This window comes from Streptomyces sp. NPDC043870 (assembly GCF_056435785.1).
Genome location: NZ_JBWKDT010000008.1, coordinates 228,605 through 251,938 on the forward strand (window position 1 = coordinate 228,605; position 23,334 = coordinate 251,938).

22 protein-coding genes, 1 pseudogene and 1 riboswitch are annotated in these 23,334 nt (G+C 70.8%); of the genes and pseudogenes, 8 read left to right on the forward strand and 15 right to left on the reverse strand.

Translation table 11 applies throughout. From position 1 onward, the window contains the following. Positions 1-24: 24 nt before the first annotated feature. Complete coding sequence (locus tag AC0699_RS13870; protein ID WP_478659511.1) at positions 25-675, reverse strand: cysteine hydrolase family protein; 651 nt, start codon at positions 673-675, stop codon at positions 25-27. A gap of 139 nt (positions 676-814) precedes the next feature. Here AC0699_RS13870 and AC0699_RS13875 point away from each other — a divergent pair, with 139 nt between their 5' ends. After that, positions 815-1,282, forward strand: a complete 468-nt coding sequence (locus AC0699_RS13875) for a pyridoxamine 5'-phosphate oxidase family protein (RefSeq protein ID WP_478659513.1) — start codon at positions 815-817, stop codon at positions 1,280-1,282. A gap of 144 nt (positions 1,283-1,426) precedes the next feature. Here AC0699_RS13875 and AC0699_RS13880 read toward each other — a convergent pair whose 3' ends face one another. Next, complete coding sequence (locus AC0699_RS13880; protein ID WP_478659515.1) at positions 1,427-2,326, reverse strand: LysR family transcriptional regulator; 900 nt, start codon at positions 2,324-2,326, stop codon at positions 1,427-1,429. Positions 2,327-2,400: 74 nt separating this feature from the next. On the opposite strand from AC0699_RS13880, the gene AC0699_RS13885 reads away from it, so the two are divergent. Further along, positions 2,401-3,417, forward strand: coding sequence for a DMT family transporter (locus AC0699_RS13885; RefSeq protein ID WP_478659517.1), 1,017 nt, complete (start codon positions 2,401-2,403; stop codon positions 3,415-3,417). Here AC0699_RS13885 and AC0699_RS13890 read toward each other — a convergent pair. Beyond that, positions 3,408-4,739, reverse strand: coding sequence for an aminotransferase class I/II-fold pyridoxal phosphate-dependent enzyme (locus AC0699_RS13890; RefSeq protein WP_478659518.1), 1,332 nt, complete (start codon positions 4,737-4,739; stop codon positions 3,408-3,410). The two genes, AC0699_RS13885 and AC0699_RS13890, sit on opposite strands and share 10 nt — an antisense overlap. A gap of 23 nt (positions 4,740-4,762) precedes the next feature. Here AC0699_RS13890 and AC0699_RS13895 point away from each other — a divergent pair, with 23 nt between their 5' ends. Beyond that, the gene (locus tag AC0699_RS13895; protein WP_478659520.1) at positions 4,763-5,455 is read left to right on the forward strand and encodes a pyridoxamine 5'-phosphate oxidase family protein; all 693 of its coding nucleotides are present in this window, start codon (positions 4,763-4,765) and stop codon (positions 5,453-5,455) included. A 118-nt stretch (positions 5,456-5,573) separates the two neighbouring features. On the opposite strand, the gene AC0699_RS13900 is transcribed toward AC0699_RS13895, so the two are convergent. From AC0699_RS13900 to AC0699_RS13910, 3 genes are all read right to left on the reverse strand, one after another. Continuing rightward, positions 5,574-6,512, reverse strand: coding sequence for a DMT family transporter (locus AC0699_RS13900; protein WP_478659572.1), 939 nt, complete (start codon positions 6,510-6,512; stop codon positions 5,574-5,576). Positions 6,513-6,822: 310 nt separating this feature from the next. Next, a complete protein-coding gene (locus tag AC0699_RS13905; protein WP_478659522.1) occupies positions 6,823-7,815 on the reverse strand; it encodes an EamA family transporter in 993 nt (330 codons plus the stop codon). Between the two features lie 90 nt (positions 7,816-7,905). Then, the gene (locus tag AC0699_RS13910; protein ID WP_478659524.1) at positions 7,906-8,436 is read right to left on the reverse strand and encodes a peptidase; all 531 of its coding nucleotides are present in this window, start codon (positions 8,434-8,436) and stop codon (positions 7,906-7,908) included. Positions 8,437-8,694: 258 nt separating this feature from the next. On the opposite strand from AC0699_RS13910, the gene AC0699_RS13915 reads away from it, so the two are divergent. Beyond that, positions 8,695-9,123, forward strand: coding sequence for a type II toxin-antitoxin system Rv0910 family toxin (locus AC0699_RS13915; RefSeq protein WP_478659526.1), 429 nt, complete (start codon positions 8,695-8,697; stop codon positions 9,121-9,123). Positions 9,124-9,201: 78 nt separating this feature from the next. Here the strand turns inward: AC0699_RS13915 and AC0699_RS13920 are convergent, their stop codons facing one another. Next, positions 9,202-9,810: a PadR family transcriptional regulator gene (locus tag AC0699_RS13920; RefSeq protein ID WP_478659528.1), complete on the reverse strand. Its 609-nt coding sequence runs from the start codon at positions 9,808-9,810 to the stop codon at positions 9,202-9,204. 139 nt (positions 9,811-9,949) lie between these two features. Here AC0699_RS13920 and AC0699_RS13925 point away from each other — a divergent pair, with 139 nt between their 5' ends. Further along, positions 9,950-10,789, forward strand: a complete 840-nt coding sequence (locus AC0699_RS13925; RefSeq protein WP_478659530.1) for a PhzF family phenazine biosynthesis protein — start codon at positions 9,950-9,952, stop codon at positions 10,787-10,789. A gap of 75 nt (positions 10,790-10,864) precedes the next feature. Here AC0699_RS13925 and AC0699_RS13930 read toward each other — a convergent pair whose 3' ends face one another. Together AC0699_RS13930 and AC0699_RS13935 are read right to left on the reverse strand one after the other, a co-directional pair. Beyond that, positions 10,865-11,668: a CPBP family intramembrane glutamic endopeptidase gene (locus tag AC0699_RS13930; protein WP_478659532.1), complete on the reverse strand. Its 804-nt coding sequence runs from the start codon at positions 11,666-11,668 to the stop codon at positions 10,865-10,867. A 197-nt stretch (positions 11,669-11,865) separates the two neighbouring features. Then, entirely contained in the window at positions 11,866-13,368 is a 1,503-nt protein-coding gene (locus AC0699_RS13935) for a glutamate-cysteine ligase family protein (RefSeq protein ID WP_478659534.1), read from the reverse strand. A 479-nt stretch (positions 13,369-13,847) separates the two neighbouring features. On the opposite strand from AC0699_RS13935, the gene AC0699_RS13940 reads away from it, so the two are divergent. Continuing rightward, entirely contained in the window at positions 13,848-14,438 is a 591-nt protein-coding gene (locus AC0699_RS13940) for a hypothetical protein (protein ID WP_453665612.1), read from the forward strand. A 295-nt stretch (positions 14,439-14,733) separates the two neighbouring features. Beyond that, entirely contained in the window at positions 14,734-14,931 is a 198-nt protein-coding gene (locus AC0699_RS13945) for a DUF5999 family protein (RefSeq protein ID WP_478659536.1), read from the forward strand. A gap of 138 nt (positions 14,932-15,069) precedes the next feature. On the opposite strand, the gene gcvP is transcribed toward AC0699_RS13945, so the two are convergent. Beyond that, positions 15,070-17,955: an aminomethyl-transferring glycine dehydrogenase gene (gene gcvP, locus AC0699_RS13950; RefSeq protein WP_478659538.1), complete on the reverse strand. Its 2,886-nt coding sequence runs from the start codon at positions 17,953-17,955 to the stop codon at positions 15,070-15,072. A gap of 178 nt (positions 17,956-18,133) precedes the next feature. Continuing rightward, positions 18,134-18,231: riboswitch (glycine riboswitch) on the reverse strand. A gap of 63 nt (positions 18,232-18,294) precedes the next feature. Here gcvP and AC0699_RS13955 point away from each other — a divergent pair. Beyond that, a pseudogene (locus AC0699_RS13955) lies at positions 18,295-18,477 on the forward strand (PRC-barrel domain-containing protein); the annotation flags it as partial. Between the two features lie 161 nt (positions 18,478-18,638). On the opposite strand, the gene AC0699_RS13960 reads toward AC0699_RS13955, so the two are convergent. The 5 genes from AC0699_RS13960 to AC0699_RS13980 all read right to left on the reverse strand — a co-directional run bounded on the left by AC0699_RS13960 (position 18,639) and on the right by AC0699_RS13980 (position 23,263). After that, a complete protein-coding gene (locus tag AC0699_RS13960) occupies positions 18,639-20,162 on the reverse strand; it encodes a DNA polymerase IV (RefSeq protein WP_478659540.1) in 1,524 nt (507 codons plus the stop codon). A 92-nt stretch (positions 20,163-20,254) separates the two neighbouring features. Next, on the reverse strand, positions 20,255-20,803 hold the full coding sequence (locus tag AC0699_RS13965) for a MerR family transcriptional regulator (RefSeq protein ID WP_478659574.1): 549 nt from the start codon (positions 20,801-20,803) through the stop codon (positions 20,255-20,257). A 230-nt stretch (positions 20,804-21,033) separates the two neighbouring features. Continuing rightward, complete coding sequence (locus AC0699_RS13970) at positions 21,034-21,507, reverse strand: bifunctional nuclease family protein (protein WP_026281837.1); 474 nt, start codon at positions 21,505-21,507, stop codon at positions 21,034-21,036. A 64-nt stretch (positions 21,508-21,571) separates the two neighbouring features. Next, entirely contained in the window at positions 21,572-22,309 is a 738-nt protein-coding gene (gene ftsR, locus AC0699_RS13975; protein ID WP_478659543.1) for a transcriptional regulator FtsR, read from the reverse strand. Between the two features lie 15 nt (positions 22,310-22,324). After that, on the reverse strand, positions 22,325-23,263 hold the full coding sequence (locus AC0699_RS13980) for an FHA domain-containing protein (RefSeq protein WP_478659576.1): 939 nt from the start codon (positions 23,261-23,263) through the stop codon (positions 22,325-22,327). Positions 23,264-23,334 lie beyond the last annotated feature (71 nt).

The following is a 23,334-nucleotide window of genomic DNA, read 5'->3' on the forward strand; positions in this document are numbered from 1 at the left end:
CGTGTCAGGCTCGCGTCACCCGTGTCAGGCGCGCGTCGCGCGGCGCGGGCGTTTCCAGCACGCGAGCACGTCGTCGGTGGTGGTGACGGTGGCGACGAGGGCGAGCGTGTTCCTGATCATCGCGGGGGTGTACTCGGGGGGCACCCCCGCGATGGCGTCCGCGGGCACGACCGCCGTGTAGCCAAGGTTGACGGCGTCGAACACGGCGTTCGGTATCGCCACATTCGCCGAGACACCCACGACGACGAGGGTCCGGCAGCCCAGATTCCGCAGGAGCGCGTCGACGTCCGTGCCCGCGATCGGTGACAGCCCGTGCAGCCTGCGGACGACGATGTCCTCGTCCGCGACCTCGATCGGCTCCGCGACACGGACCGCCCGGCTGCCGGAGTGCTGCTGCACGGGGAGCCGCTCGGCGGCCCTGAACAGGCGCGCGTTGCGGTTCGCGCCGCGACCGTCGGGCCGCCGCTCCGCCACCGCGTGCATGACCTGCACACCGGCCGCGTGCGCGACGGCGACGAGCCGGGCGGCATTGTCCAGGGCACCCGACGCGCGTGCCGCCGCCGCGAGTTCGGGGAGCGCACTGTCCGTTCCGACAACGCCCTGCTGGCACTCGACGGTGAGCAGCACCGTGCCGGCCGGGTCGAGCTGTTCCACCAACTGTTCGAACGAAGGCACGGCTCCGCCCTTCTCGTCGACGCTTCTCCTGGGTGACCGGGCGCGCGACGGTAACGGCCATTGCGTCATGAGGGAAGAGAGCCCATGATTCCTGACACCTAGTCAGAGAATCTGGCCGCTATTACGAGGAGGGCCACCGATGGCCGTCACACAGCGCCGGGGCCGACGGATCATGATGAGTCCGGCCGAGCTGGACGCGTTCCTCGCCGAGCAGCGCACCTGCCGGGTGGCGACGGTGTCCGCGGACGGACGGCCGCACGTGAGCGCCCTCTGGTTCGCCTGGGACGGGACGTCCCTGTGGCTGTACTCGATCACGCGGAGCCGGCGCTGGACCGAGCTGCGCCGGGATCCACGGATCGCGATCGTGGTGGACTCCGGGGAGGAGTACGCGGAACTGCGCGGCGTGGAGCTCTCGGGCACGGCGGTCTTCGTCGGCGAGGCGCCCCGCACCGGCGAGCCCTGCCCAGAGCTCGACGTACCGGAGCAGCTGTTCGCGCGGAAGAACTTCGGGCTGGACACCATGCCGCACGACGGCCGCCACGCATGGGTGCGACTGACGCCGGACACGATCGCGTCCTGGGACTTCCGCAAGCTCGCGGGGCTCTGAGCACGGAGGGACGCGGACGTCGGCCAGGCGCTGCCGACGCTCCCCGGGCCCGGCCGGCACCCCACACTCGCCGGGCCCGGCCGACGCCCCACGTTACCCGGACGCGGCCCGCACCCCACGCTCCCCGGATGCGGGCATCGGGGCTCAGACCGTGGCCGCCGACTGCCGCAGCGCCTCAACCGCCGCGCGGATCGAGGGCCGCCGGTCGGCGTCGCTGCGCCAGACCGCGTAGATGTGCCGGAGCATCTTCTGCCGTACCGGCACGAGCCTGACGCCGTCCGGCACCGGTCCGCGGCCGAGCCTCGGGGTCACACAGACCCCGAGGCCTGCGGCGATCAGCGCCAGTTGGGTGTGGTGCTCGCCCGCCATGTGCGCGATCCGCGGCTCGATGCCCTTGGCGCGCAGCGTGAACATCAGCCACTCGTAGCAGAATTCACCCTCGGGCCACGACACCCACTCGTCGTCCGCGAAGTCCTCCAGGTCCACCTCCGCCCGGTCCGCGAGCGGATGGTCCGCCGGCATCGCCACATCCGCCGCGTCGTCCAGCAGCTGCGCCCGGGCCAGCCCGCCGGGTACCGGCAGCCGCTTGTTGCTCCAGTCCAGCACGACCGCGAGATCGAGATCGCCCCTGATCACCTGCCGCACGGCGTGCTCGGGCTCCAGCTCGCTGGAGCGGACGCGCAGCTCGGGATGGACCCTGCGAAGGGACGCGAGCGCGGCGGGGAAGAGTCCGCGCGCGGCCGTCGGGAACGCACCGACCCGCACCTCGCCGACCACCTGCCCGCGCTGCGCCTCGATGTCGGCCTGCGCGAGCTCCACCTGGGACAGGATGCGCGCGGCATGGTCGGCGAGCAGTCGTCCGGCGTCGGTGAGGCGCACCCCTCGCCCGTACTTGGCCAGCAGCTGCTGGCCCACCTCCCGTTCCAGCTTCGCCATCTGCTGGGACACGGCGGACGTCGTCACATGCAGCCCGTCGGCCGCTGCGCTGACCGAGCCGTGCCGGGCCAGCGCGTCGAGGGTCCGCAGGCGCTCCAAGTTCAACATGTAAGCGATGCTAAGCGAAACTCTCAAAGAAGTCTCGCTTGTCCTACGAGAACGGTGCGGCCAAGGTAGAGGGCATGAGCACCGTCAGGCCGCCGTCGCGCGACCGATCCCGCATATCGCCTCCCTCCCCTTCGTCCCCACCTGCCCCTGCCTCCCTCGTCACCCTGGCTGCCCCCGTTGCCCCGGCTGCCCCGGCCGCACGCCGTCCCGCCGTCGACTGGCGCATCAGGTTCGCCGTGCTCGCCCTGATCTGGGGCTTCAGCTTCCTTCTCATCAAGGTCGGCACCCACGGGTACGCGCCGTTCCAGGTCACCTTCGGCCGGCTGCTCTTCGGTACGGCGGTGCTCGCCGCGGCGATGGCGGTGAAGCGCGAGCGGCTGCCCGGCGGAGTGCGCACCTGGGGGCATCTCACCGTTGCGGCGTTCCTGCTCAACGCCCTGCCGTTCTCGCTCTTCGCCTACGCCGAGCTGACGATCCCCTCGACGCTGGCGGGCATCTGCAACGCCACCTCACCGCTCTGGGGCATGGTGCTGTCGCTGGTGGCGCTCTCCGAGGACCGGCCGACCCGCCGCCGTGTCGCCGGGCTCGGGATCGGCTTCCTCGGGGTGCTCACCGTGCTGGGCGCCTGGCAGGGCTTCTCCGGGCTGGATGTCACGGGCACCGCGATGGCCCTTCTCGCTTCGCTGAGCTACCCGGTCGGCTGGATCTACGTCCGCCGTACGCTGGCGGGCTCCAGCCACTCGAACCTCTCCCTCACCGGCGCTCAGCTTCTTCTCGCCACACTCCAACTGGCGCTGGTGACCCCGCTGTTCACCACGCTCCCCAGCTCCCTTCCGGTGGTTCCCCTGCTCGCGGTGATCGCTCTGGGCGCTCTGGGGACCGGCTTCGCGATGCTGCTCCAGTACGGACTGGTCGCCGAGGTCGGGCCCACCACGGCGACGATGGTCACGTACTTCATCCCGGTCATCGCCACGGCCGCCGGTGTGACGCTGCTGGGCGAGCAGTTCGGCTGGAACACCCCGGTCGGTGCGCTGATCGTGCTGGCGGGAGCCGCACTCACGCAGAGCAGGCCGAAACCGCGTCAGCCGTAGGCGCGTGCGGGCAACGGGTCGGCCGCCGATGCCACCGCTTCGGCGAGCCGGCCGATGTCGTCGCGCGTCAGACCGGACACCGTGAGCCGCACCCCGGGCGGCGTGGACGTCCGGAACCGCGCCCCGGGAGCGACGGCCCATCCGGCGTGCAGCAGCCGCGCCACCGTCCCGGTCTCGTCGGCCACGGGTACCCACACGTTCATCCCGCTGCGGCCCCGCGCCTCGACGCCGCGTTCGGCCAGCGCCCGCAGCAGCGCGTCGCGCCGCTCGCCGTACGCGTGGGCCACAGCCGCCGGGTCGACGGCCCCGGAGACCCACAGCTCCACGACAGCGCGCTGGGTCAGCCGGCTGACCCAGCCCGGTCCGAGCTGCTGCCGTCCGAGCACCCGGTCGATCGTGACCTCGTCCCCGGTCAGCACAGCGAGGCGGAGATCCGGACCGTACGCCTTGGCGGTGGAGCGCACGAGCGCCCAGCGATCCGACACTCCGGCAAGGGGGTGGAGCGGCTGGTCGACGATGGCGTGGCCGTGGTCGTCCTCGATGAGCAGCACTTCCGGATGCCGGGCGAGGACGGCGCGCAGCTCGCCCGCGCGGGCCTGACCGATCGCGGCTCCGGTGGGGTTCTGTGCCCGGTCGGTGACGATCAGGGCCCGGGCTCCGCCGTGGAGTGCCCGCTCCACCTCGTCCGGGAGCGGCCCGTCGTCGTCGAGGCCGACCGGTGCGAGCCGCAGCCCCAGCGCCGGGATCAGATCCAGCAGGCCGCCCCAGCCGGGGTCCTCCACGGCGACTGCGTCGCCGGGCCTCAGCCACGCGTTCAGCACGCGCTCGATCGCGTCGAGCGAGCCGGACGCGACGGCGATCGGCCCGTCCGGCACCCCGTCGGCGTCCATCCCGGCCCGGGCGAGCCGCGCCAGCTCGGGGTCGACCGGCGCCTGCCCGTAGAGGACGGGCCGCTCGTCGTGGTGGCGCGCGGCGGCCGCGAAGGCGTCCCGCAGCGGCGGCAGCAGAGCGACGTCGGGATTGCCGTCGGAGATCTGCCGGACGCCGGGCGGGGCCTCGACCCGGAGCGAGCCGCGCGCCGTACTGGCCGGGCGCGGCCGCACACGGCTGCCCCTGCGCCCGGCCGTCTCGATGACTCCCCGGTCGCGCAGCGTCCGGTACGCGGCCGCCACGGTGTTCGGATTGACGCCCAGCTCGGTCGCCAACTCCCGCATGGGCGGGAGAAGTTGACCCGGCTGCAGATCGCCTGCACCAACCCCCCGCTCGACGCTCGCGGCAATCTCCGATGCGCGACGACCCCTGATCCGATACTCTCCTAGCACAAACGAGATTATGCACTAGTGCAATGGAGATCGCAATGGCCTCGACGCCGGTGAACGCCGCGTACCGGACGACCGAGCGCACCGTCCCCACCCGGGCCCGGGACCGCGCTTCCTACGACCGCGAGCTGGTGCACTCGATACTCGACGAGGCGTACGTCTGCCATCTGGGCTTTGTGCGCGACGGGGCGCCGGTGGTGCTGCCCACGCTGTACGGCCGGGTCGGCGACACGCTGTACGTCCACGGCTCCACCGGTTCCCGCCCGCTGCGCATGGCCGGTCAGGCAGACCGGCCGGACAAGGGCCTCGAGGTGTGCCTGACCGTCACCCACGTCGACGGGCTGGTACTGGCCAGGTCGGCCTTCCATCACTCGATCAACTACCGCTCGGTCGTGGTCCTCGGCACCGCCCATCAGGTCACCGACCCGCAGGAGAAGCGCACCGCTCTCGACGCGCTGGTCGACCATGTCGTGCCCGGCCGCTCGCACGACTCGCGCCCGGCCAACGACAAGGAGCTCGCCGCGACCGCCGTGCTCCGGCTCGACCTGGACGAGGTCTCCGCCAAGGTCCGTACGGGCGGTCCGAACGACGAGCCGGAGGACCTGTCGCTGCCGTACTGGACGGGCGTCGTCCCGCTGGTCCGGAGCCATGGCACGCCGATTCCGGCGGACGACCTGGACCCGGCCGTCACGCTGCCCGACTACCTGTCCGTGCCGTAAGGGGACCCCAGGCAGCGAGGCGGGAGGACCCGGGAAGCCGGCTGGATCGCGCACGGGGGTCGCGGTCCGCGGGGAGGGCGGGCTCACACGACCCGTGTGGGCCCGCCCTCCGTTCATGTCAGGCGAGCAGTTCCGCCGCCCTGCGACGGCCCGCCGCAAGGCGTGCCTCCTGCCAGGCCAGGCCCACGACAGCGGCCAGCAGCACCAGCGTCCCCACCACGGTCGCGGTGGTCAGCCGCTCGTTCAGTGCGGTCACCGCCAGGACCGCGGCGCTCACCGGCTCCAGCAGCATGATCACCGATACGGTCGCCGCCCGGACGACCGCGGCGCCCGCGAAGTACAGCGCGTACGCGAGCGCCGTCGGCACGGCGGCGACGTACACGAGCAGCCACAGCACCCGGACGGGCTCCGCGGTGTGCGGCAGCAGCCCCTCCACGAGCGCGAAGGGCAGCAGTCCCACCGCACCGACCACGAACGTCCACATGGTCGTGGAGAGCGCGTCACCGCCGCCGCCGTCCCGGCCCAGCCACCGGGTCAGCAGGGTGATGGCCGCGTAGCCCGCGGCCGACAGCACCGCGAGCGCCACACCCACCGGGCGCACCGTGCCGCCCTCGCCGCCGAGCACCAGCACCACGAGGCCGGTGAGCGCGCCCGCTACGGCGGCGATCCCGCCGACCCCGAGCCGCTCCCCCATGGTCAGCCTGGCGCCGAGTGCGATGAGGACGGGGCCCGCGCCCAGGGTGACGACGGTGCCGACCGCGAGTCCGGTCTGTTCGACGGCGGCGAAGTAGGCGCTCTGGAAGACAGTCAGGCCGATGCCCGTACCGAGGATGCGCAGCAGCCGGCGGCGGGGCTCCTCGCGGGGCGCGGTGGTCGTACGCCGGCTGCGCAGCGCGAGCGCGCCGCCCAGCAGTGCGAGTCCGCCGAGGCAGCGCCAGAAGGAGAGGGCGAGCGGGCCGAGATCGCTGGACTCGAAGACGAGCGAGGCCGCCGCCCCGGCGGTCCCCCAGGCCACGCCGGCCACGACGAGATAGAAGAGGCTGCGTCCGACGGGCAGGCCGGAACCGGCAGCGGACCCGGAAACGGCGGAAGAACCGGAAACGACGGAGGAAGCAGGAGAAGCGGAAGAAGGGGAAGCAGCGGAAGAGGAATTCGACACGTGATGTCTCCGTGCTGAGTGTCCGGGGGCAGTCCCCCGGGGCCCACTGGGCCGTGAAGACAGGACAGTTGGCCGCTGGACTCCGCACACGGGCAGCGACGAACCGCCCGGGGGACAGGACACCCCGGACCTGGTCTTCGTCAGCGGTGAGCCGCCCGCGCTACGTGGCGGGCGGCGGAAGTACGGTCGAATGCATGATCGTTACACCTTACGCTGCGGCGCGTTCGGACGCCAAGCTCTCCTCGGTGGCTCCCGAGGCGGGCCCCGGCCCGCCGGCCACCGGCCCGGACGGTGCCTTGGGCGTGGACGACTGGGCGATGAACGCACCCGCCAGGACCACCGCACCGCCGATGATCTGGGGTCCGGACAGGTGCTCACGGAGCAGCACCCAGGCCAGTACGGTCGCGATGACCGCCTCCAGGCACGCGACCACTCCGGCCACCTGCGGAGAGAGCCTGCGGACGGAGACGACGCCGGTGACATACGCGACGACGGTGGCGATCAGCACGATCCAGCCGAGCAGCAGAGCCGCCGGGACGGGCGTACCGCCCATGCTCGCGCTGCCGCCCAGCACCGACCAGTCCATGCCCCAGGGCCGCGCGACGACCGTCAGGAGCAGCGCGCCGATGAGCAGTCCGTACGCGATCACGCCGAGCGGGTCCGGGGCGTCGGCGCCGTCCCCGCCCTGGTCGGACAGGACGAAGTAGCCGACCTGGCAGCATGCAGCGCCGAGGGCCAGCAGCAGCCCGACCGCGTCGAAGCTCAGCCCGGACCAGACCTCGACGACGCAGGCGAGCCCGCCGACGGCGAGGACCACTCCGGCTGCGGCGGCGCGGGTGACCGGCCGCCGCTGGACGAAGCGGACCCAGGCGAGGACCAGGGCGGGGGCGAGGTACTCGATGAGCAGTGCCACGCCGACGGGGATCCGGGAGATCGCCGCGAAGTAGCAGGCCTGGACGCCGGCAACGGCGAGCAGTCCGAAGCCCGCGAGCAGCGCCGGCCTGCGTATCAGCAGGTAACGGTGGCGCCAGGCCACGGGGAGCATGACGAGGGCGGCGCCTGCGACCCGCAGCCACACCACATGCAGCGGGTCGAGCCCCGCTTCGATCAGCGGCTTGGCCGCCACACCTGAACCACCGAACGCGAACGCCGAGGCCAGGGCGAGTCCCAGGCCGGCGTTCCTTCCCTGAGACGCGCGCATCCGCACATCATGGCAGCCCCCGTCAGGAGCGTCACATCCGTTACACCTGTTGAGACAGCTCCCCATCACAGCTGTTGAGACAGCTCCCCATCACAGCTGTTGAGGCAGCTTCCCGATGCGACCTGTGAGACGGGCGGTGTCGACCCCCGCGTGCGCCAGTACCTCGACGGCCCGGCACTCGCGGTCCGCAGCGATCGCGGCGAGCAGATCGAGTCCGGTGGCGCGCGAGGCCCCGCGCAGCGCGGCTCGCTCCAGCGCGTCCTGCATGGCGGCGGCCACCGACGGCGACCAGCCGGCCGACTCGGGGTCGCGGACCAGGGGGACCGCGCCCGAGTCCTCGACCGCCGCCTGCCAGCGCAGCCCGTAACCGATGCTGCGCTGGACGAGGTAGCCGAGCACGCGGGCGAGCTGGGCCCCGCCGTCGAAGACGCTCCGCACCTCCGGGTCCGATTCGATCAGGGAGTGCAGCAGATGGGCGGTGTCGATCTGGCGGTCGCCGTCCCGCAGCGCGCGCCGGCGTGCGCCCGCGACGACCGAGGCCAGTTGCTCGGTGAGTCCGGCGTCGGTCCCGGCGCGGGTGGATGCGGGCTGCTGGGGCACCCGCGGGACAGGGATTTGCACACTCCCACCCCATCAGCCCCGCGCGGTGCGGACATCGCCGCGTGGAAGCATTCGCGCCTCCCACGGAGGTTGGGCTCACCCGGCCGGTTTCTCCTCCTTACGGATGAGATCGGACCCCTTTGCCCCCTGACGGAGCGCGGCCACGGGTGTCCTCCCGTCCGCAAGAATCTGACAGTTCATCAGTATTGAATGTTCACGGCCACGCGGCTACGTTCCGCGACACCAGAGCCCAATGAGAACGCGTGAAGGGGTGGTCGTATGGCCGAGGTCAGTGCAGAGGCACGCATCGAGGCGCCCGCCGGGAAGGTATGGGCCCAGTTGACCGACTTCGCTTCGTACGGCCAGTGGAACGCCACCCACACGAGCTTCCCGCAGGGCGGCCCGGACACGCTCGCGACCGGCGCCACGTTCGCCGAGAACATGAAGCTGATGGGCTTCCCGGCAGAAGTGACCTGGACGGTCGAGGAGCTGGAGCCGGAGCGGGTCTTCGCCATCAAGGGCAAGGGGCCGATGGGGGTCCTCGTCGGCAACCGCTACACACTCACCCCGGACGGTGACGCCACGACGGTCCGGATCGACGGCGAGTTCACGGGCGCGGCCGTCTCGCTGATGGCGGGCAAGCTCAAGGATTCGGCGACCGCCGCCCTCAACGAGTCCCTGCGCAAGCTGAGCGGGCTGGTGGGCTGAGCCCCCGGACGCACGGAAGGGCCCCGCCTCGGGCGGGACCCTTCCGTGGCGCACCTGCCGTCGCCCACCTGCCGTGCGTCAGTGCTCGTCGGCCAGGATCAGGTACAGCTTCTTGCGGGCTTCGCCGATGACGGCAATCGCCTTCTGCCGCTGCTCGGCGGTTCCGGTCTTCCAGACCTGACTGAACGCCTCCATCAGCCCGAAGCCTGCGGTACGTATCTCGTTCATGGCATCCCAGTCGATGCCACGGCCCGCTTCCTCCCAGGGGGCGTCCGGGACCGACTCGGCCTCGGTGCGCCCGGTGTCGGTGAGCGTGAACAGCTTCTTGCCGCCCTCGCTCTCGCTGAGGATCAGCCCCTCGTCCTCCAGCAGCTGGAGTGTGGGATAGACAGAGCCCGGGCTGGGCTTCCAGGCCCCGCCGCTGCGCTCGCCGATCTCCTGGATCATCTCGTAACCGTGCATCGGGCGGTCCTTCAGCAGGGCCAGGATCGAGGCCCGCACATCACCGCGGCGCGCCCTCCCCCGGCCGCCTCCGCGACGTCCGCCGCCCCACGGCGGCCCGCCGAACCCCGGCCCGAACGGACCGAATGCGGCACGGACTCCTTCGTATTCACCCCGACCACGATGACCCGGTCCGCAGTTGCCCTGCCCGGATCCGGGTCCGTACCCGTGTCCACGTGAACGCATCGCTACGCTCCTTCCATCGTTGATCTGTCGCGATGCGTCAACGATATATCGGAACTCTTCGGTTGACAACAACCGATCGGTCCAGCTCCCTGAAATTGGCCTTGGCCTGCGGCTTCAGTGGCCCCCTACGGTCAGCGGCATGCGGATTCGAATCGTCGACGCCTTCACCGACCGGCCCTTCGCGGGCAATCCCGCCGGGATCCTGCTCCTGGACACCGACGCGTTCCCCGACGAGAGCTGGCTCCAGAACGTGGCGAGGGAGGTGAACCTCTCCGAGACGGCCTTCGCCCACCCCCTGCCCGCCGGCGGCGAGGCCGACTGGGCCCTGCGCTGGTTCACCCCCACCGCGGAGGTGGACATGTGCGGTCACGCCACGCTGGCCACGGCCCACGTCCTGCACGCGACCGGTGCCCTGCCCGCCACCGGGGCCGCGACCGGCACGGTGCGCTTCGCGGCGCGGTGCGGGATCCTCTCTGCGACGGCACATGAGGACGGCACGATCACGCTGGACTTCCCGGTCTCGCCGCTGACCCGCGCGGAGGCCCCGTTCGGCGTCGCCAAGGCGCTCAACGCGGCTCCGCTCTCGGTCCACGACACCGCCGACCACATCGGCGATCTGCTGGTCGAGCTGGCGGACGAGGCGACCGTACGCGGCCTGACACCCGACATCCCGGCCCTGGCCACCCACTCGAAGCGCGGCATCATCGCCACCGCCCCGGCCGAGGACCCGGGCCGCGGATACGACTACGTCTCCCGCTGCTTCTTCCCCAACGTCGGCATCGACGAGGACCCGGTCACCGGGAGTGCGCACACCGCGCTCGCCCCGTTCTGGTCCGCCCGGCTGGGGCGCGACGAGCTGACCGGACTGCAGGCCTCCGCCCGCTCCGGTCTCGTACGGACGGCTCTGCGCGGCGACCGCGTCCTGCTGACCGGCCGTGCGGTCACCGTCATCGACGGCGAACTGCTCGCCAGGCCCTGACGCGCCGTCCCTGACACACAAGGGGCGTACGGCTGCTGCCGTACGCCCCTCGAAAGACCCCGTGTTCCGCGTGGATCACACCGTGGGCAGCCAGCTGACCTTCCCGGCGAGCAGCCCGTACCCGACGAACGCGACGATGTCGAGCAACGCGTGTGCGACGACGAGTGGGCCGACCCGGCCCCACCGCCGGTAGAGCAGCACGAAGACCACGCCCATCACCATGTTGCCGACGAAGCCGCCGATCCCCTGGTACAGGTGGTACGAGCCGCGCAGCACCGAACTGGCCACCAGCGCCGCCATTGGCGTCCAGCCCAACTGGCCCAGCCGGCGCAGCAGATACCCGACGACGATCACTTCCTCCACCACGGAGTTCTGCACCGCGGAGAGGATCAGGGCCGGGTACTTCCACCAGACGTCGGGAAGCGCCTCGGGCACGACCGTCAGATTGAACCCGGCGGCCCTGGCGACGAGATAGAACGCGAGCCCCGCACTGCCGATCCCGGCGGCCACCAGCGCACCCCGCCCCAGGTCAGGCCAGGGTTTCGTACGGTCGAAGCCGATGGCCTTCAGGCCACCGACGCCCTCCCTGAACAGCAGATGCGCGACGAGCGCGACCGGCACCAGGGCCGTGGCGATCCCGAACAGCTGCCAGGCGAGATCGAGCCACGGCCGCCCGGGGGCGAACGAACTGTTGAGTGTCGCCGCCTGGTCCTTGAGACCTCCCGGCTTCGTGAGCGACCCGACAAAGCTGATCAGCGACGACACCGCGCTGGCACCCAGCGAGAGCGCCAGGACGAGCAGGGTCTCCGACCGCAGGGTCCTCCGTGACAAACCTCCCTCGGGAAGCCAACCGGACTCACGTCCCGCCTCCGCCTGCACAGCTGCCTCCTGTTGCCTCGTCCCGTCGCCACAGCTTGCCCGACGACGGCGCGGCGGACGAAGGCAGGGGCGCACGAGGACGTCGAGACGCGGGACGCGGGGTGCGGAGGCGGGGCGGGGGCAGGGCGAGGCCGGCGGGCGAGGCGCGGAGGCGGGCGGGGGCAGGGACGAGCAGGAACGCGGGCAGCCGCGAGCGGTCAGCCCGCCGGCCAGACCGGCCAGGTGTGCACGGGATCGCCCAGATGCATCAGCTCGGAGTACCGGCGGGTGACGGCCGCCAGCGCGGCTTCCCGGTCCAGTCCGGACTCCAGGGCCCGGTGGAAGGCGTCCGCCTGCCAGGACGCGCCGTTCACCCGGCGCCGGCACCGCCCCTCGATGACCCCGAGGTAGAAATCGCGGTCCGCCGGCTCCACGTTCCACGCGTCCAGTCCGGCCGCGGCAAGCGGCAGCAGTTCGTCCCGTACGAGCTTGACGGCCGGTACGCGTGTCATGCCGCCGGAACGGCCCGGCCGCGGCCACTGGAGCTCGGCGTCGATGCCGTGACGGCACGCCGTGTCGAAATTGGCGGCGGCGACCTCGAACGGCATCCGGGTCCACACCGGCCGCGACTCCTCCGCCAGCGCCCGCACCAGCCCGTAGTAGAGGGCCGCGTTCGCCACCACGTCGGTGACAGTGGGCCCGGCCGGGAGGACCCGGTTCTCGACGCGCAGATGCGGTACGCCGTCGGCGAGTCCGTACACAGGACGGTTCCAGCGGTAGACCGTGCCGTTGTGCAGGACGAGCTCCTGCAGGCGCGGCACGCCGCCGTCGTCGAGCACCCGTAGCGGGTCCTCCTCGTCGCAGATCGGCAGCAGCGCCGGGAAGTACCGCAGGTTCTCCTCGAAGAGCTCGTACGCCGAGCCGACCCAGCGCTCGCCGAACCAGGTCCTGGGCCGTACGCCCTGTGCCTGGAGCTCGGGCGGCCGGGTGTCGGTGGCCTGCTGGAACAGCGGCGGCCGGGACTCGCGCCACAGCTCCCTGCCGAACAGGAAGGGCGAGTTCGCGCCGACCGCGATCTGGACGGACGCGATCGCCTGCGCGGCGTTCCACACCTGGGCGAACCGGCCGGGGGTCACCTGAAGGTGCAACTGCACCGACGTACAGGCGGCTTCGGGCGCGATCGACGTCGAGGTGCAGCTCAGCCGCTCCACTCCCTCGATGTCGAGGGTGAAGTCCTCACCGCGGGCGGCGACGATCTGGTCGTTGAGCAGGACATAACGGTCGACCTCCGAGAGATTCGCGGAGACCAGGTCATGACGGGTCAGCGTCGGGAGAATTCCGATCATCACGATCCCGGCGTCGACCTCGGCGGATTTGCGGTGGGCATATCCCAATCCGGTACGGAGCTCCTCCGCGAGCTGATCGAGAACTCGGCCGGCGAGCCGGTGGGGGGCTATGTTGACCTCCAGATTGAACATTCCCAGCTCGGTCTGGAAATCTCGGCTGGCTATCCGGTCGAGCACTTCGGCATTCATCATCCGCGGCAACCCGTCGGCCCCGGCGAGATTCAGCTCGATCTCCAGCCCCATCAGATTCTTGGGCCGGTCGAACCTCTTCTCCGCCAGGAGCCTCCCCAGTCCCGCCAGGCACTGCTGAAGCTTTCTCCGGTACCTTTGCCGATCGGACAGGTCGAACCCGCCTGCCACGACCTTCTCCCCCATCGAAGCACCCCTCCTCGAGTGGGCGGCCGACGGCGTCGGCCGCTTACGTCACGGACGATAATGCCCAGACCGAGTGATCCATAACGCCCCGCGCGCGACTGTGGACCGCTAGTCTGGATCGGCATTCACGCGGCACATTCCTTCGGCATGGAGCGGTGCGCAGTTACCGCTTACCGATGCGTGGTCAAAACGCCGACGAGATTCGGCCGACCGCTCGCGGGGTAACACCCCAGGTGACGGCAGCGCGTTCATGAAAAATCATCAGAAACTCCCCGCCAGAAAGGCTGAATGCGCCCTTGAACGCAATACCGGGGACGGCTAGCAGAAACATTGCGTGAACACGCGTCGTATAAACTCCGTGAACGAGGCAGAGAGTCGGCGCCCGGCCATGGAAATTCGGCCCCCTCTGGCCCACGCTGACAGTGCCGTCCGCATCTGCCCTCGCATCACCCTGTCTCTTGAGTGAGAGGCGACCCACCATGCCGCTGCTTGTTCCCCCGGCCCCCGCGCCCGCCCTGCGCAGCGTCCTCGCGGCACTCGGTTCCCCCGCCGCAGTCCGCGAGGCTCGTACCCCCGCCCTCCGTTCCGTCCAAGGAGCGGTGAGTGCCGAACTCCCGCTCCCCGTCCACGTGCTCGACCAGGTCGTCCCGCACGGCAGCCGCAGGCCACGCACCCGGCTGGCCGGCTGGCGGTTCCTCATCCGCAGCGGCGAGCGTGCCATCGCCGCCGCGGACACCATGCTGACCCCGGACGGCTGGGCCTTCTCGCACTTCTTCGAGGGCCCGTACATCGCCTCGACGGAACGCGCGCTGCAGCAGGCGGAGGCCGTCCCCGGTGCGTATCAGCCACGCCTGCTGTCGGTACCCGAGCTGTACATGCTCACGCTGTGGCTGCACAGGAACACCGAGGCCGACGCGGCGGCGGGCAAGCCGGCGCCGGCCGATCTGCTGGTTCCGCTCGCCCCCGCGCCACCGGGGATCGCCGCCCACCGGGCGCACCTGGTCGCGGATCTGCTGCCGGTACTGACACTGCGTGTCACCCCCGCGCCGCTGCTCGGGTCGCCTGCCTGAGCGACGGACACTTGATGTTCATGCCCCGTGACCTCAGGTCACGGGGCATGAACATGCCCCGTCCGGACTAGCCCACTCCGGCCACCCCGAACCACCCGAAGAGACGGTGCAGTTGGGCTGAACCGTCCGCGCGGGTGATACGTCATTAAGTGGTAAGACGAGGTGCCGCTAAATCCCTGCGGATGTTATGCCCGTGGGGCAACACTGGGACCGGACCGAACAAGATACGGGGGCGGCCATGAACACCGCATCGAGCCGCAGGACAGTCTCCACACCGCAGCGAAAGAACCCATCCATGTGCCAGCACCAGCCACCCTGCCCGACAGCTGAATCCGCCGACCGGGAGGCCGCCCGTCTCGTGGCCCACCACCCGGAGCAGGGCTGGAGTCTGCTGTGCAACGGCGTCCTGCTCTTCGAGGACACCGGTGAGCTGCTCCCGGACGGGCAGATCATCGCCCCGCACCGGCCGCTGCGACTGGTCACGGCGGCCTAGGGCAGCACCCGGGGCGGACGAGCCGCGCCGGACACAGCACCACACCGCGCACAGCACCACGCCGGACAACCACACCGGACAACAACGGGCCGGCTCGGAGGCGAACTCCGAACCGGCCCTGACGCATGTCCGGGCGCGTCAGCTGTCGTACTCGTCGAGCGGCGGGCAGGAGCAGACCAGGTTGCGGTCGCCGAACGCCCCGTCGATCCGGCGCACCGGCGGCCAGTACTTCTCCGCGGCCTGGACACCGGCCGGGAAGACCGCCTCCTGGCGGCTGTACGGGTGCTCCCACTCCCCGCCGAGCGCGGCCGCGGTGTGCGGCGCGTTGCGCAGCGGGTTGTCCTCCGCGGGCCACTCGCCCGAGGAGACCTTCTCGATCTCCGCGCGGATCGCGATCATCGCGTCGCAGAACCGGTCGATCTCGGTGAGGTCCTCGCTCTCGGTGGGCTCGATCATGAGCGTGCCGGCCACCGGGAACGACATCGTCGGCGCGTGGAAGCCGTAGTCGATCAGTCGCTTGGCGATGTCGTCGACGCTGACGCCGGTCGCCTTCGACAGCGGCCGCAGATCCACGATGCACTCGTGCGCGACGAGCCCGGCCGGACCGGTGTAGAGCACGGGGTAGTGCGGCTCCAGACGCTTGGCGATGTAGTTCGCGGCGAGCACCGCGACCTGGGTGGCGCGCTTGAGGCCCTCGCCGCCCATCAGCCGGACGTACGCCCAGGAGATCGGCAGGATGCCGGCGGAACCCCACGGGGCGGCGGAGATCGGTCCGACGCCCGTCTCGGGACCGGCGGTCGGCTGGAGCGGGTGGTTCGGGAGGTACGGGGCGAGGTGCTCGCGGACGCCGACCGGGCCGACGCCGGGGCCACCGCCGCCGTGCGGGATGCAGAACGTCTTGTGCAGGTTGAGGTGCGAGACGTCGCCGCCGAACTTGCCCGGCTTGGCGAGGCCCACCAGCGCGTTGAGGTTGGCGCCGTCGACGTACACCTGGCCGCCGGCCTCATGGACCTGGGCGCAGATGTCGGCGACGTGCTCCTCGAACACTCCGTGCGTCGACGGGTACGTGATCATGAGCACGGACAGCTCGTCACGGTACTGCTCGATCTTGGCGCGCAGGTCCTCCACGTCGATCTCGCCGTCGTCGGCGGTCTTGACCACGACGACCTTCATTCCGGCCATCACCGCGCTGGCCGCGTTGGTGCCGTGCGCGGAGGACGGGATGAGGCAGACGGTGCGCTGGTCGTCGCCGTTGGCACGGTGGTACGCGCGCACCGCCAGCAGGCCGGCGAGCTCGCCCTGCGAGCCGGCGTTCGGCTGGATGGAGACCTTGTCGTACCCGGTGACCTCGGAGAGACGTTCCTCCAGCTCACGGATGAGGGTGAGATAGCCCTGAGCCTGCTCGACCGGGGCGAAGGGGTGGATCTGGCCGAACTCCGGCCAGGTGACCGGCTCCATCTCGGTGGTCGCGTTCAGCTTCATGGTGCAGGAGCCGAGCGGGATCATGCCGCGGTCGAGCGCGTAGTCACGGTCGGCCAGCTTGCGCAGGTAGCGCAGCATCGCGGTCTCGGAGCGGTGCGCGTGGAAGACCGGGTGGGTGAGGACGTCATCGGTGCGCAGCATGGCGGCCGGGAGTGTGTCGTCGACCGTCGCGTCGAGCGCCTCGACGTCGCCCTCGACGCCGAAGGCGGACCAGACGGCGGTGAGCTGGGCGCGGCCCGTGGTCTCGTCACAGGCGAGGGAGACCTGGTCGTCGTCCACGAGGTGCAGGTTGACCCCGTGCTCACGGGCGGCGGCGACGATGCCGGCGGCCTTGCCCGGGACCCGGGCGGTCAGCGTGTCGAAGTACGCGCCGTGCACGATCTCGACACCGCCTGCGCGCAGCCCTTCGGCGAGGATCGCGGCGTAGCGGTGGGTGCGGCGCGCTATCGCCTTGAGGCCCTCGGGGCCGTGGTAGACGGCGTACATTCCGGCCATGACCGCGAGCAGCACCTGCGCGGTGCAGATGTTGCTGGTGGCCTTCTCGCGGCGGATGTGCTGCTCACGCGTCTGCAGCGCCAGGCGGTAGGCCTTGTTGCCGTCAGCGTCGACGGAGACGCCGACGAGGCGACCGGGCAGGCTGCGGGCGTGCTTGGCCTGGACCGCCATGTAACCGGCGTGCGGGCCGCCGAAGCCCATGGGGACTCCGAAGCGCTGGGTGGTGCCGACGGCGATGTCCGCGCCCAGCTCGCCGGGCGAGGTGAGCAGGGTCAGCGCCAGCAGGTCGGCGGCCACGGTGACGATCGCGCCGAGCTCATGGGCCTGCTCGATGACCGGCTTGATGTCGCGGACGGCGCCGGAAGCGCCCGGGTACTGGAGCAGCACGCCGAAGACGCCACGCTCGGCGATCCGGGCCGGGATGCCCTCGCTGAGGTCGGCGACGACGACCTCGACACCGGTCGGCTCGGCCCGGGTCTCGATCACGGCGACGGTCTGCGGCAGGGTGTCGGCGTCGATCAGGAAGACGCCGTCCTTGACCTTGCCGACGCGGCGGGACAGCGCCATGGCCTCGGCGGCCGCAGTGCCCTCGTCGAGCAGGGAGGCCCCGGAGGTCGGCAGACCGGTCAGGTCCGCGACCATCGTCTGGAAGTTGAGCAGCGCCTCCAGCCGGCCCTGCGAGATCTCCGGCTGGTACGGCGTGTACGCCGTGTACCAGGCCGGGTTCTCCATGACGTTCCGCAGGATGACCGGCGGGGTGAACGTGCCGTAGTAGCCGAGGCCGATCATCGGCGCGAGCACCTTGTTACGGTCCGCGAGGGAGCGCAGCTCGGCCAGGACCTCGGCCTCGGTGCGGGCGTCGGGCAGGCCGAGCGCCTCGGCGCTCTTGATCACGTCCGGCACGGCGGCGCCGGTCAGCTCATCCAGCGAGCCGTAGCCGACCTGCGCGAGCATCTTCGCCTGAGCCTCGGCGTCGGGCCCGATGTGGCGCTGCTCGAAGGGGGTGCCTCGCTCCAGCTGGGAGAGCGGAATGCGGTTGGCGGTCATTGCGGAGGCCTCCTGGTCATTGCGACCTGCGAGGGGCACCACGGCGCGGGTGCCCGGACGGCCTCCCCCTCTGTCATCTCAACCTGAGAGCTTCACCGGACCGCCCTGAGGGCAGCCCGGCTTTCACCGTCGGTGAGAGCGGATGCCGTCAAACGCCCGCCCTGCTTTCCAGAGTGACCTCGTCCGTGCGGTACAGGGGCCTGAGAGATTCCGGGGAGGATTTGCTCCTTCGGCGTCTCCGGCACTTTCACCGGAGCACTCTCCCGCACGGGGTCAACAGCCGCCTGCCAGCCTACCAGCGAGGTCTTGGCCCGGACCCTCGAGTGGCCGACGCCTCAGATGTGCACTTTCGTAGTGTTCAGTGAACCGTTGCGACCTGTAGGAGGGACCGTGCAGACCGATATCGATCCGCGCAGCCTGATCGGCCGCAAGGCGTTCGACCGCAACGGCGCCAAGATCGGGACCGTGGACGAGGTGTATCTCGACGACGCGACGGGGGTGCCGGAGTGGGCGGCGGTACGCACGGGCCTGTTCAGCCGGGACGCGTTCGTCCCCCTGGAGCCCAGCGAACTCGCGGGCGACGGTTTGCACATCCCCTTCGAGCGGGCGCTGATCAAGGACGCCCCCGACTTCGGTGTCGGCCGGCACCTCTCCCCCGAGCAGGAACTGCAGCTGTACCACCACTACGGACTCGACCTCCCCGCCCCGCCGGAGAAGCCGGCGGCCTCCCCGCCGCCCGCCTCCGATGACACCACCACAGAACCCCCTGGCACGGGCCCCGCATCCGGCCCTGGCTCCATACCCGACCGGGACTTCGGCCGGCTGGCGGGCAACGACGACTGATCCGGCGGCTGCCGCACCAGCGGCAGCGGCTCCGACGGCTCCAGCGCCGGATCGTCCACCGAGAACGTCCGCACCCGCCCCGGGACGACCGACCACGGCTCCTCGAAGCGGACGGTGACCCGACCGAGCCCGCTGCCCTGGACCCATCCCGCTCCGTACTCGGCGTGCCGCACATCATGGCCCGCGGCCCAGCGCCGCTCGGCCGGAGGCTGCTGCTCCTCCTGCGGCGGCTCCTCGCCCCCAGGACGATGCTCGGAGTCCCCGGTTCCGTCCTCGTCCGCGTGCTCACCGGCCGCGGCCTGCGCGAACAGATCCTCCTGGGTGTAGTCGGCCAGTCCGCTGACCCCCACGCCCAGCAGCCGGACGCCGCCCGTCGTGTCCACCGCCTCCAGCAGCCGGGCCGCGCCCTCCCGCACCACCGCTGGGTCGTCCGTCGGCCCCCTCAGCGTCTCCGACCGCGTCAGCGTCGAGAAGTCGAACCGCCGCACCTTCAGCACGATCGTGCGCCCCGAGTGCCCGGATCCGCGCAGTCGCTTCACACACCGGTCGGCAAGCCGCTCCACCTCGATCCTGATCCGCACCCGGTCGTGCAGATCCACGTCGAAGGTGTCCTCCACGGACACCGATTTGGCATCCCGCTCGGCGACCACGGGACGGTCGTCGAAGCCCATCGCCATCCGGTACAGCGCCGCCCCGTGCGCCCTCCCCAGCAGCCGTACGAGCTCGTCCTCACCCGCCTCCGCCAGCTCGGCGACCGTGGTCATGCCCGCCCGCCGCAGATGCTCCCCCGTCGCCGGCCCCACTCCGGGCAGCGTCCGGACCGACATCGGCCCGAGCAGCTCCCGCTCGGTGCCCGGCTCGATGAGGACGAGTCCGTTCGGCTTGGCCTGCTCGGAGGCGATCTTCGCGAGCATCTTCGAACCCGCCAGCCCCACCGAGCCGGTCAGTCCCGTGCCCCCGAGAATGTCCCTGCGCAGCCGTTCACCGGCTTCCCGTGCCGATCGCGAGTCATGGGCCGCCCCACCCGCCTCCAGGTCGACGAAGGCCTCATCCAGGCTCAGCGGCTCCACCAGCGGAGACAGACGGCCGAGCAGCTCCATCACCTGATCGCTCACCGACCGGTAGAGCGAGAACCGCGGCACCAGATACGCGGCGTTCGGACACAGCCGCCGGGCCTGCGCCATCGGCATCGCCGAATGCACGCCGAACCGTCTCGCCTCGTACGACGCGGTGGCCACCACGCCACGCGGCCCCAGGCCGCCGACGATCACCGGTTTTCCGCGCAGACTGGGCTTCGACGCCTGCTCGGCAGCGGCGAAGAACGCATCCATGTCCAGATGCAGAATGGTCGGCGCGGGTCTCACATCTCCGATGCTGCCCTACGCCACTGACAATCGGCCGTACGAGCGTACGAGCCGCGCCGCGAGCCTCTGCGGGGCGGTGGGCCCCGCACGGTTCAGCCCGCCCGCTCGCGGCGGCGTCTGGCCAGCTCGTCGCCCGGATCGTGGCCGACCAGCGTCTCACCGGTGTCGATGCGCTCACCGTGCAGCTGCGACAGCGCCGCCTCGACGTCCCGCCACACCACGCCGACGGCGATCCCGAAGACGCCCTGGCCGCCCTGGAGCAGATCCACGACCTCGTCGGGCGAGGAGCATTCGTACACGGTCGCGCCGTCGCTCATGAGCGTCATCCGCTCCAGGTCCGCGAAGCCTCGGGCCCGCAGGTGCTGCACCGCGGCCCGGATGTTCTGCAGCGCGACGCCCGTGTCCAGGAAACGCTTCACGATCTTCAGGACGACGACGTCCCGGAAGCTGTAGAGCCGCTGGGTGCCCGATCCGTACGCCGGCCGCACGCTCGGCTCCACCAGGCCGGTCCGTGCCCAGTAGTCGAGCTGCCGGTAGGTGATGCCCGCCGCCGCGCACGCGGTCGGCCCCCGGTAGCCGATGGTCTCTGTCGTCGGGTCGGCCGTCAAACTGCCGTGAACCTGATACGCCCCGCCCTCCATCGGAGTGTGTCCGAGGGGACCTGCTGCCGTACCGTCGCCGCTGCTTCTCACGCCGACCTCCGTCCTTGACCTGCCATCTCGACGGTAGGCAGTCGCTCGGGGTGCGTCAACGATCGCCACACTCGGCACGCCGAGTGATAATCACCCTGAGAGTGGTTTTCCGTGCCCCGGTCCGGGGAATGGCTTTTCGAATGCGCCCGCGCAAGCCGGTGCGAGCCGACGGTACAGGGTCACTGGCTGCTGGAGCCGAAGTCCTCGGGCGAGATCTGGTCGAGGAACTCGCGGAACTTCTCCACCTCGTCCTCCTGCTCGTCCGGGATCGCGATGCCCGCATCGTCCAGCACCCCGTCACTGCCATAGATGGGCGTGCCGGTGCGCAGCGCGAGCGCTATGGCGTCGGACGGCCGGGCGCTCACCTCGACCCCGCTGGCGAAGACCAGCTCCGCGTAGAACACGCCCTCACGCAGGTCAGTGATCCGGACCTCGGTGAGCTCCTGCCCGACGGCCTCCAGCACGTCCTTGAAGAGGTCGTGGGTCAGCGGCCTGGCAGGGGCCATGCCCTGCTGTGCGAAGGCGATCGCGGTCGCCTCCCCGGGGCCGATCCAGATGGGGAGGTACCGGTCGCCTCCCACTTCACGCAGGAGCACGATCGGCTGGTTGGAGGGCATTTCCACCCGGACACCCACAACGTCGAGCTCGTTCACACAGCAACCCTAGGACGTGCCCGGCAGGTTTGGGTAGTCGGGCCGCCCCAAGATCAGGACAAGCTCAGTGCAGGCGGACACCCAGTGCCGTCTGCATCAGGGCCGTGTGGAGCCGCACGGACAGCGCCGCCAGCTCCTTCGTGGTCGCCTCGGCATGGGCCCTGGTCTGCGGATTGCGGTGCCGACGCAGCGGGGCGACCACTTGTTCGACCAGGCCGGCCTCGCGGTCCGCGGCCGCCTTCATGGCACGCAGGTGCCTGGGTTCCAGACCGAATCTCCCCAGATCCGCGATCAGTTTGGCGACTGTCACGGATTCGGCGTCGTAACCGCCGTCCGCCGCCGGAGTGATGAGTCCGTACGACTCCCACTCGTCGAGCTCCGCCTCGGTCACCTCCGCGGCGGCGAGCAGCTCGGCCCGGCCCACCCGTGCGGCCGTGGGGCGGTCCGGCTCCGGGTCCCCTGCCGGGGGCAGGTCCCGGCCCGCGCCCTGGGGTGTCAGCGGGACCTGCTCACCGCGGCCCAGGGCGTCGAGATGCTCCCGGATGACCTTCAGGGGAAGATAGTGATCCCGTTGCATGCGCAGCACCTGCGCCAGGCGCTCGACGTCCTCCGGGCTGAACTTTCGATAGCCGGAGGGGGTGCGCCGCGGCTCGACCAGACCCTCGGCCTCCAGGAAACGGATCTTGGAGATGGTGACCTCGGGAAACTCGTCACGCAGCTGGTTCAGCACCGACCCGATGCTGACCAGCCTGTCGCCACTGGCGGTGCCGTGACCGGCACCGCCCGTCGGAGTTCGCAGCATGGATTTCCCTGAGGGTCACACGCCCCGCTGGCTCGAGTAGAAGACCAGCCTGTACTTACCGATCTGAACCTCGTCACCGTTCGCGAGCACGACCGAGTCGATCGGCTCCCGGTTGACGTAGGTGCCGTTGAGACTGCCGACATCCGTGACGGTGAAGCTGCCGTCGGCGGCCCTGCGGAACTCCACATGACGCCGGGACACGGTGAAGTCGTCGAGGAAGATGTCGCTCTGCGGATGGCGGCCGGCCGTGGTCAGCTCGCCGTCCAGGAGGAAGCGGCTTCCCGAGTTCGGCCCGCGCCGGACCACGAGCAGTGCCGAGCCGAGCGGCAGGGCTTCTACGGCCGCCTGGGCCTCGGGCGAGAGCGAAGGGATGGGCGTCTGACCCGTGACCTCGGCCTCGTAGGCTTCGATCCCGGAGATGGAGATCGTCGAGGTCGTCTCCGAGGCACGCTCGGCCGGTGCTCCGGACCGCAGCGGCGCGCCGCAGTTGGAGCAGAAGCGGCTGGTTTCGGCGTTGCGGTTCCCGCATCGCGTGCAAACCGGCATGGACGGATCCTCCTGCCGCGGCTGCCCCGCGGGGGCATGGGATGCGTACGGGTCGGGCGTCAACCCTCCACCCGTACTTGAGGTTGACGGTTCCCCGAAACCTATGCGGCCGGGACCGGCAGGGTCAACAGCAGACGCGCCCTGACCGCCGGGAATGTCACCGCCGGAGCCGGCGACCTCGTCCCGGAAGAGCGGGCGCTCGCCGCTCTGCTCCGCCTCCTGGCCATGGCGCGGTGCGCGATGACGGGCAGTGCCGCTCTCCTCGCGTGCGCTCTTGCCGAACAACTTCCCAAACAACTTCACGGGCGATTCCCCTTGACCGAAATAGACCCGCCCGTGGGGCAGGAACCCTGAATGAACACACCTACCGACCCGGACACCCTCACAACGTCCGTACCCTCCGGACAGTTTCCACCACGCAGCACGCTTACGATGCGTCGACCCCCCGCAACCTGTTGCCCATGTCCGGACACCCCCTC

Bases quoted from the DNA above. Each gene is read 5' to 3' on its own strand.
- AC0699_RS13875 (WP_478659513.1), top strand. From the start codon at position 815: ATGGCCGTCACACAGCGCCGGGGCCGACGGATCATGATGAGTCCGGCC.
- AC0699_RS13880 (WP_478659515.1), bottom strand. From the start codon at position 2,326: ATGTTGAACTTGGAGCGCCTGCGGACCCTCGACGCGCTGGCCCGGCAC.
- AC0699_RS13885 (WP_478659517.1), top strand. From the start codon at position 2,401: ATGAGCACCGTCAGGCCGCCGTCGCGCGACCGATCCCGCATATCGCCT.
- AC0699_RS13895 (WP_478659520.1), top strand. From the start codon at position 4,763: ATGGAGATCGCAATGGCCTCGACGCCGGTGAACGCCGCGTACCGGACG.
- AC0699_RS13905 (WP_478659522.1), bottom strand. From the start codon at position 7,815: ATGCGCGCGTCTCAGGGAAGGAACGCCGGCCTGGGACTCGCCCTGGCC.
- AC0699_RS13915 (WP_478659526.1), top strand. From the start codon at position 8,695: ATGGCCGAGGTCAGTGCAGAGGCACGCATCGAGGCGCCCGCCGGGAAG.
- AC0699_RS13920 (WP_478659528.1), bottom strand. From the start codon at position 9,810: ATGCGTTCACGTGGACACGGGTACGGACCCGGATCCGGGCAGGGCAAC.
- AC0699_RS13925 (WP_478659530.1), top strand. From the start codon at position 9,950: ATGCGGATTCGAATCGTCGACGCCTTCACCGACCGGCCCTTCGCGGGC.
- AC0699_RS13935 (WP_478659534.1), bottom strand. From the start codon at position 13,368: ATGGGGGAGAAGGTCGTGGCAGGCGGGTTCGACCTGTCCGATCGGCAA.
- AC0699_RS13940 (WP_453665612.1), top strand. From the start codon at position 13,848: ATGCCGCTGCTTGTTCCCCCGGCCCCCGCGCCCGCCCTGCGCAGCGTC.
- AC0699_RS13945 (WP_478659536.1), top strand. From the start codon at position 14,734: ATGTGCCAGCACCAGCCACCCTGCCCGACAGCTGAATCCGCCGACCGG.
- gcvP (WP_478659538.1), bottom strand. From the start codon at position 17,955: ATGACCGCCAACCGCATTCCGCTCTCCCAGCTGGAGCGAGGCACCCCC.
- AC0699_RS13965 (WP_478659574.1), bottom strand. From the start codon at position 20,803: ATGGAGGGCGGGGCGTATCAGGTTCACGGCAGTTTGACGGCCGACCCG.
- ftsR (WP_478659543.1), bottom strand. From the start codon at position 22,309: ATGCTGCGAACTCCGACGGGCGGTGCCGGTCACGGCACCGCCAGTGGC.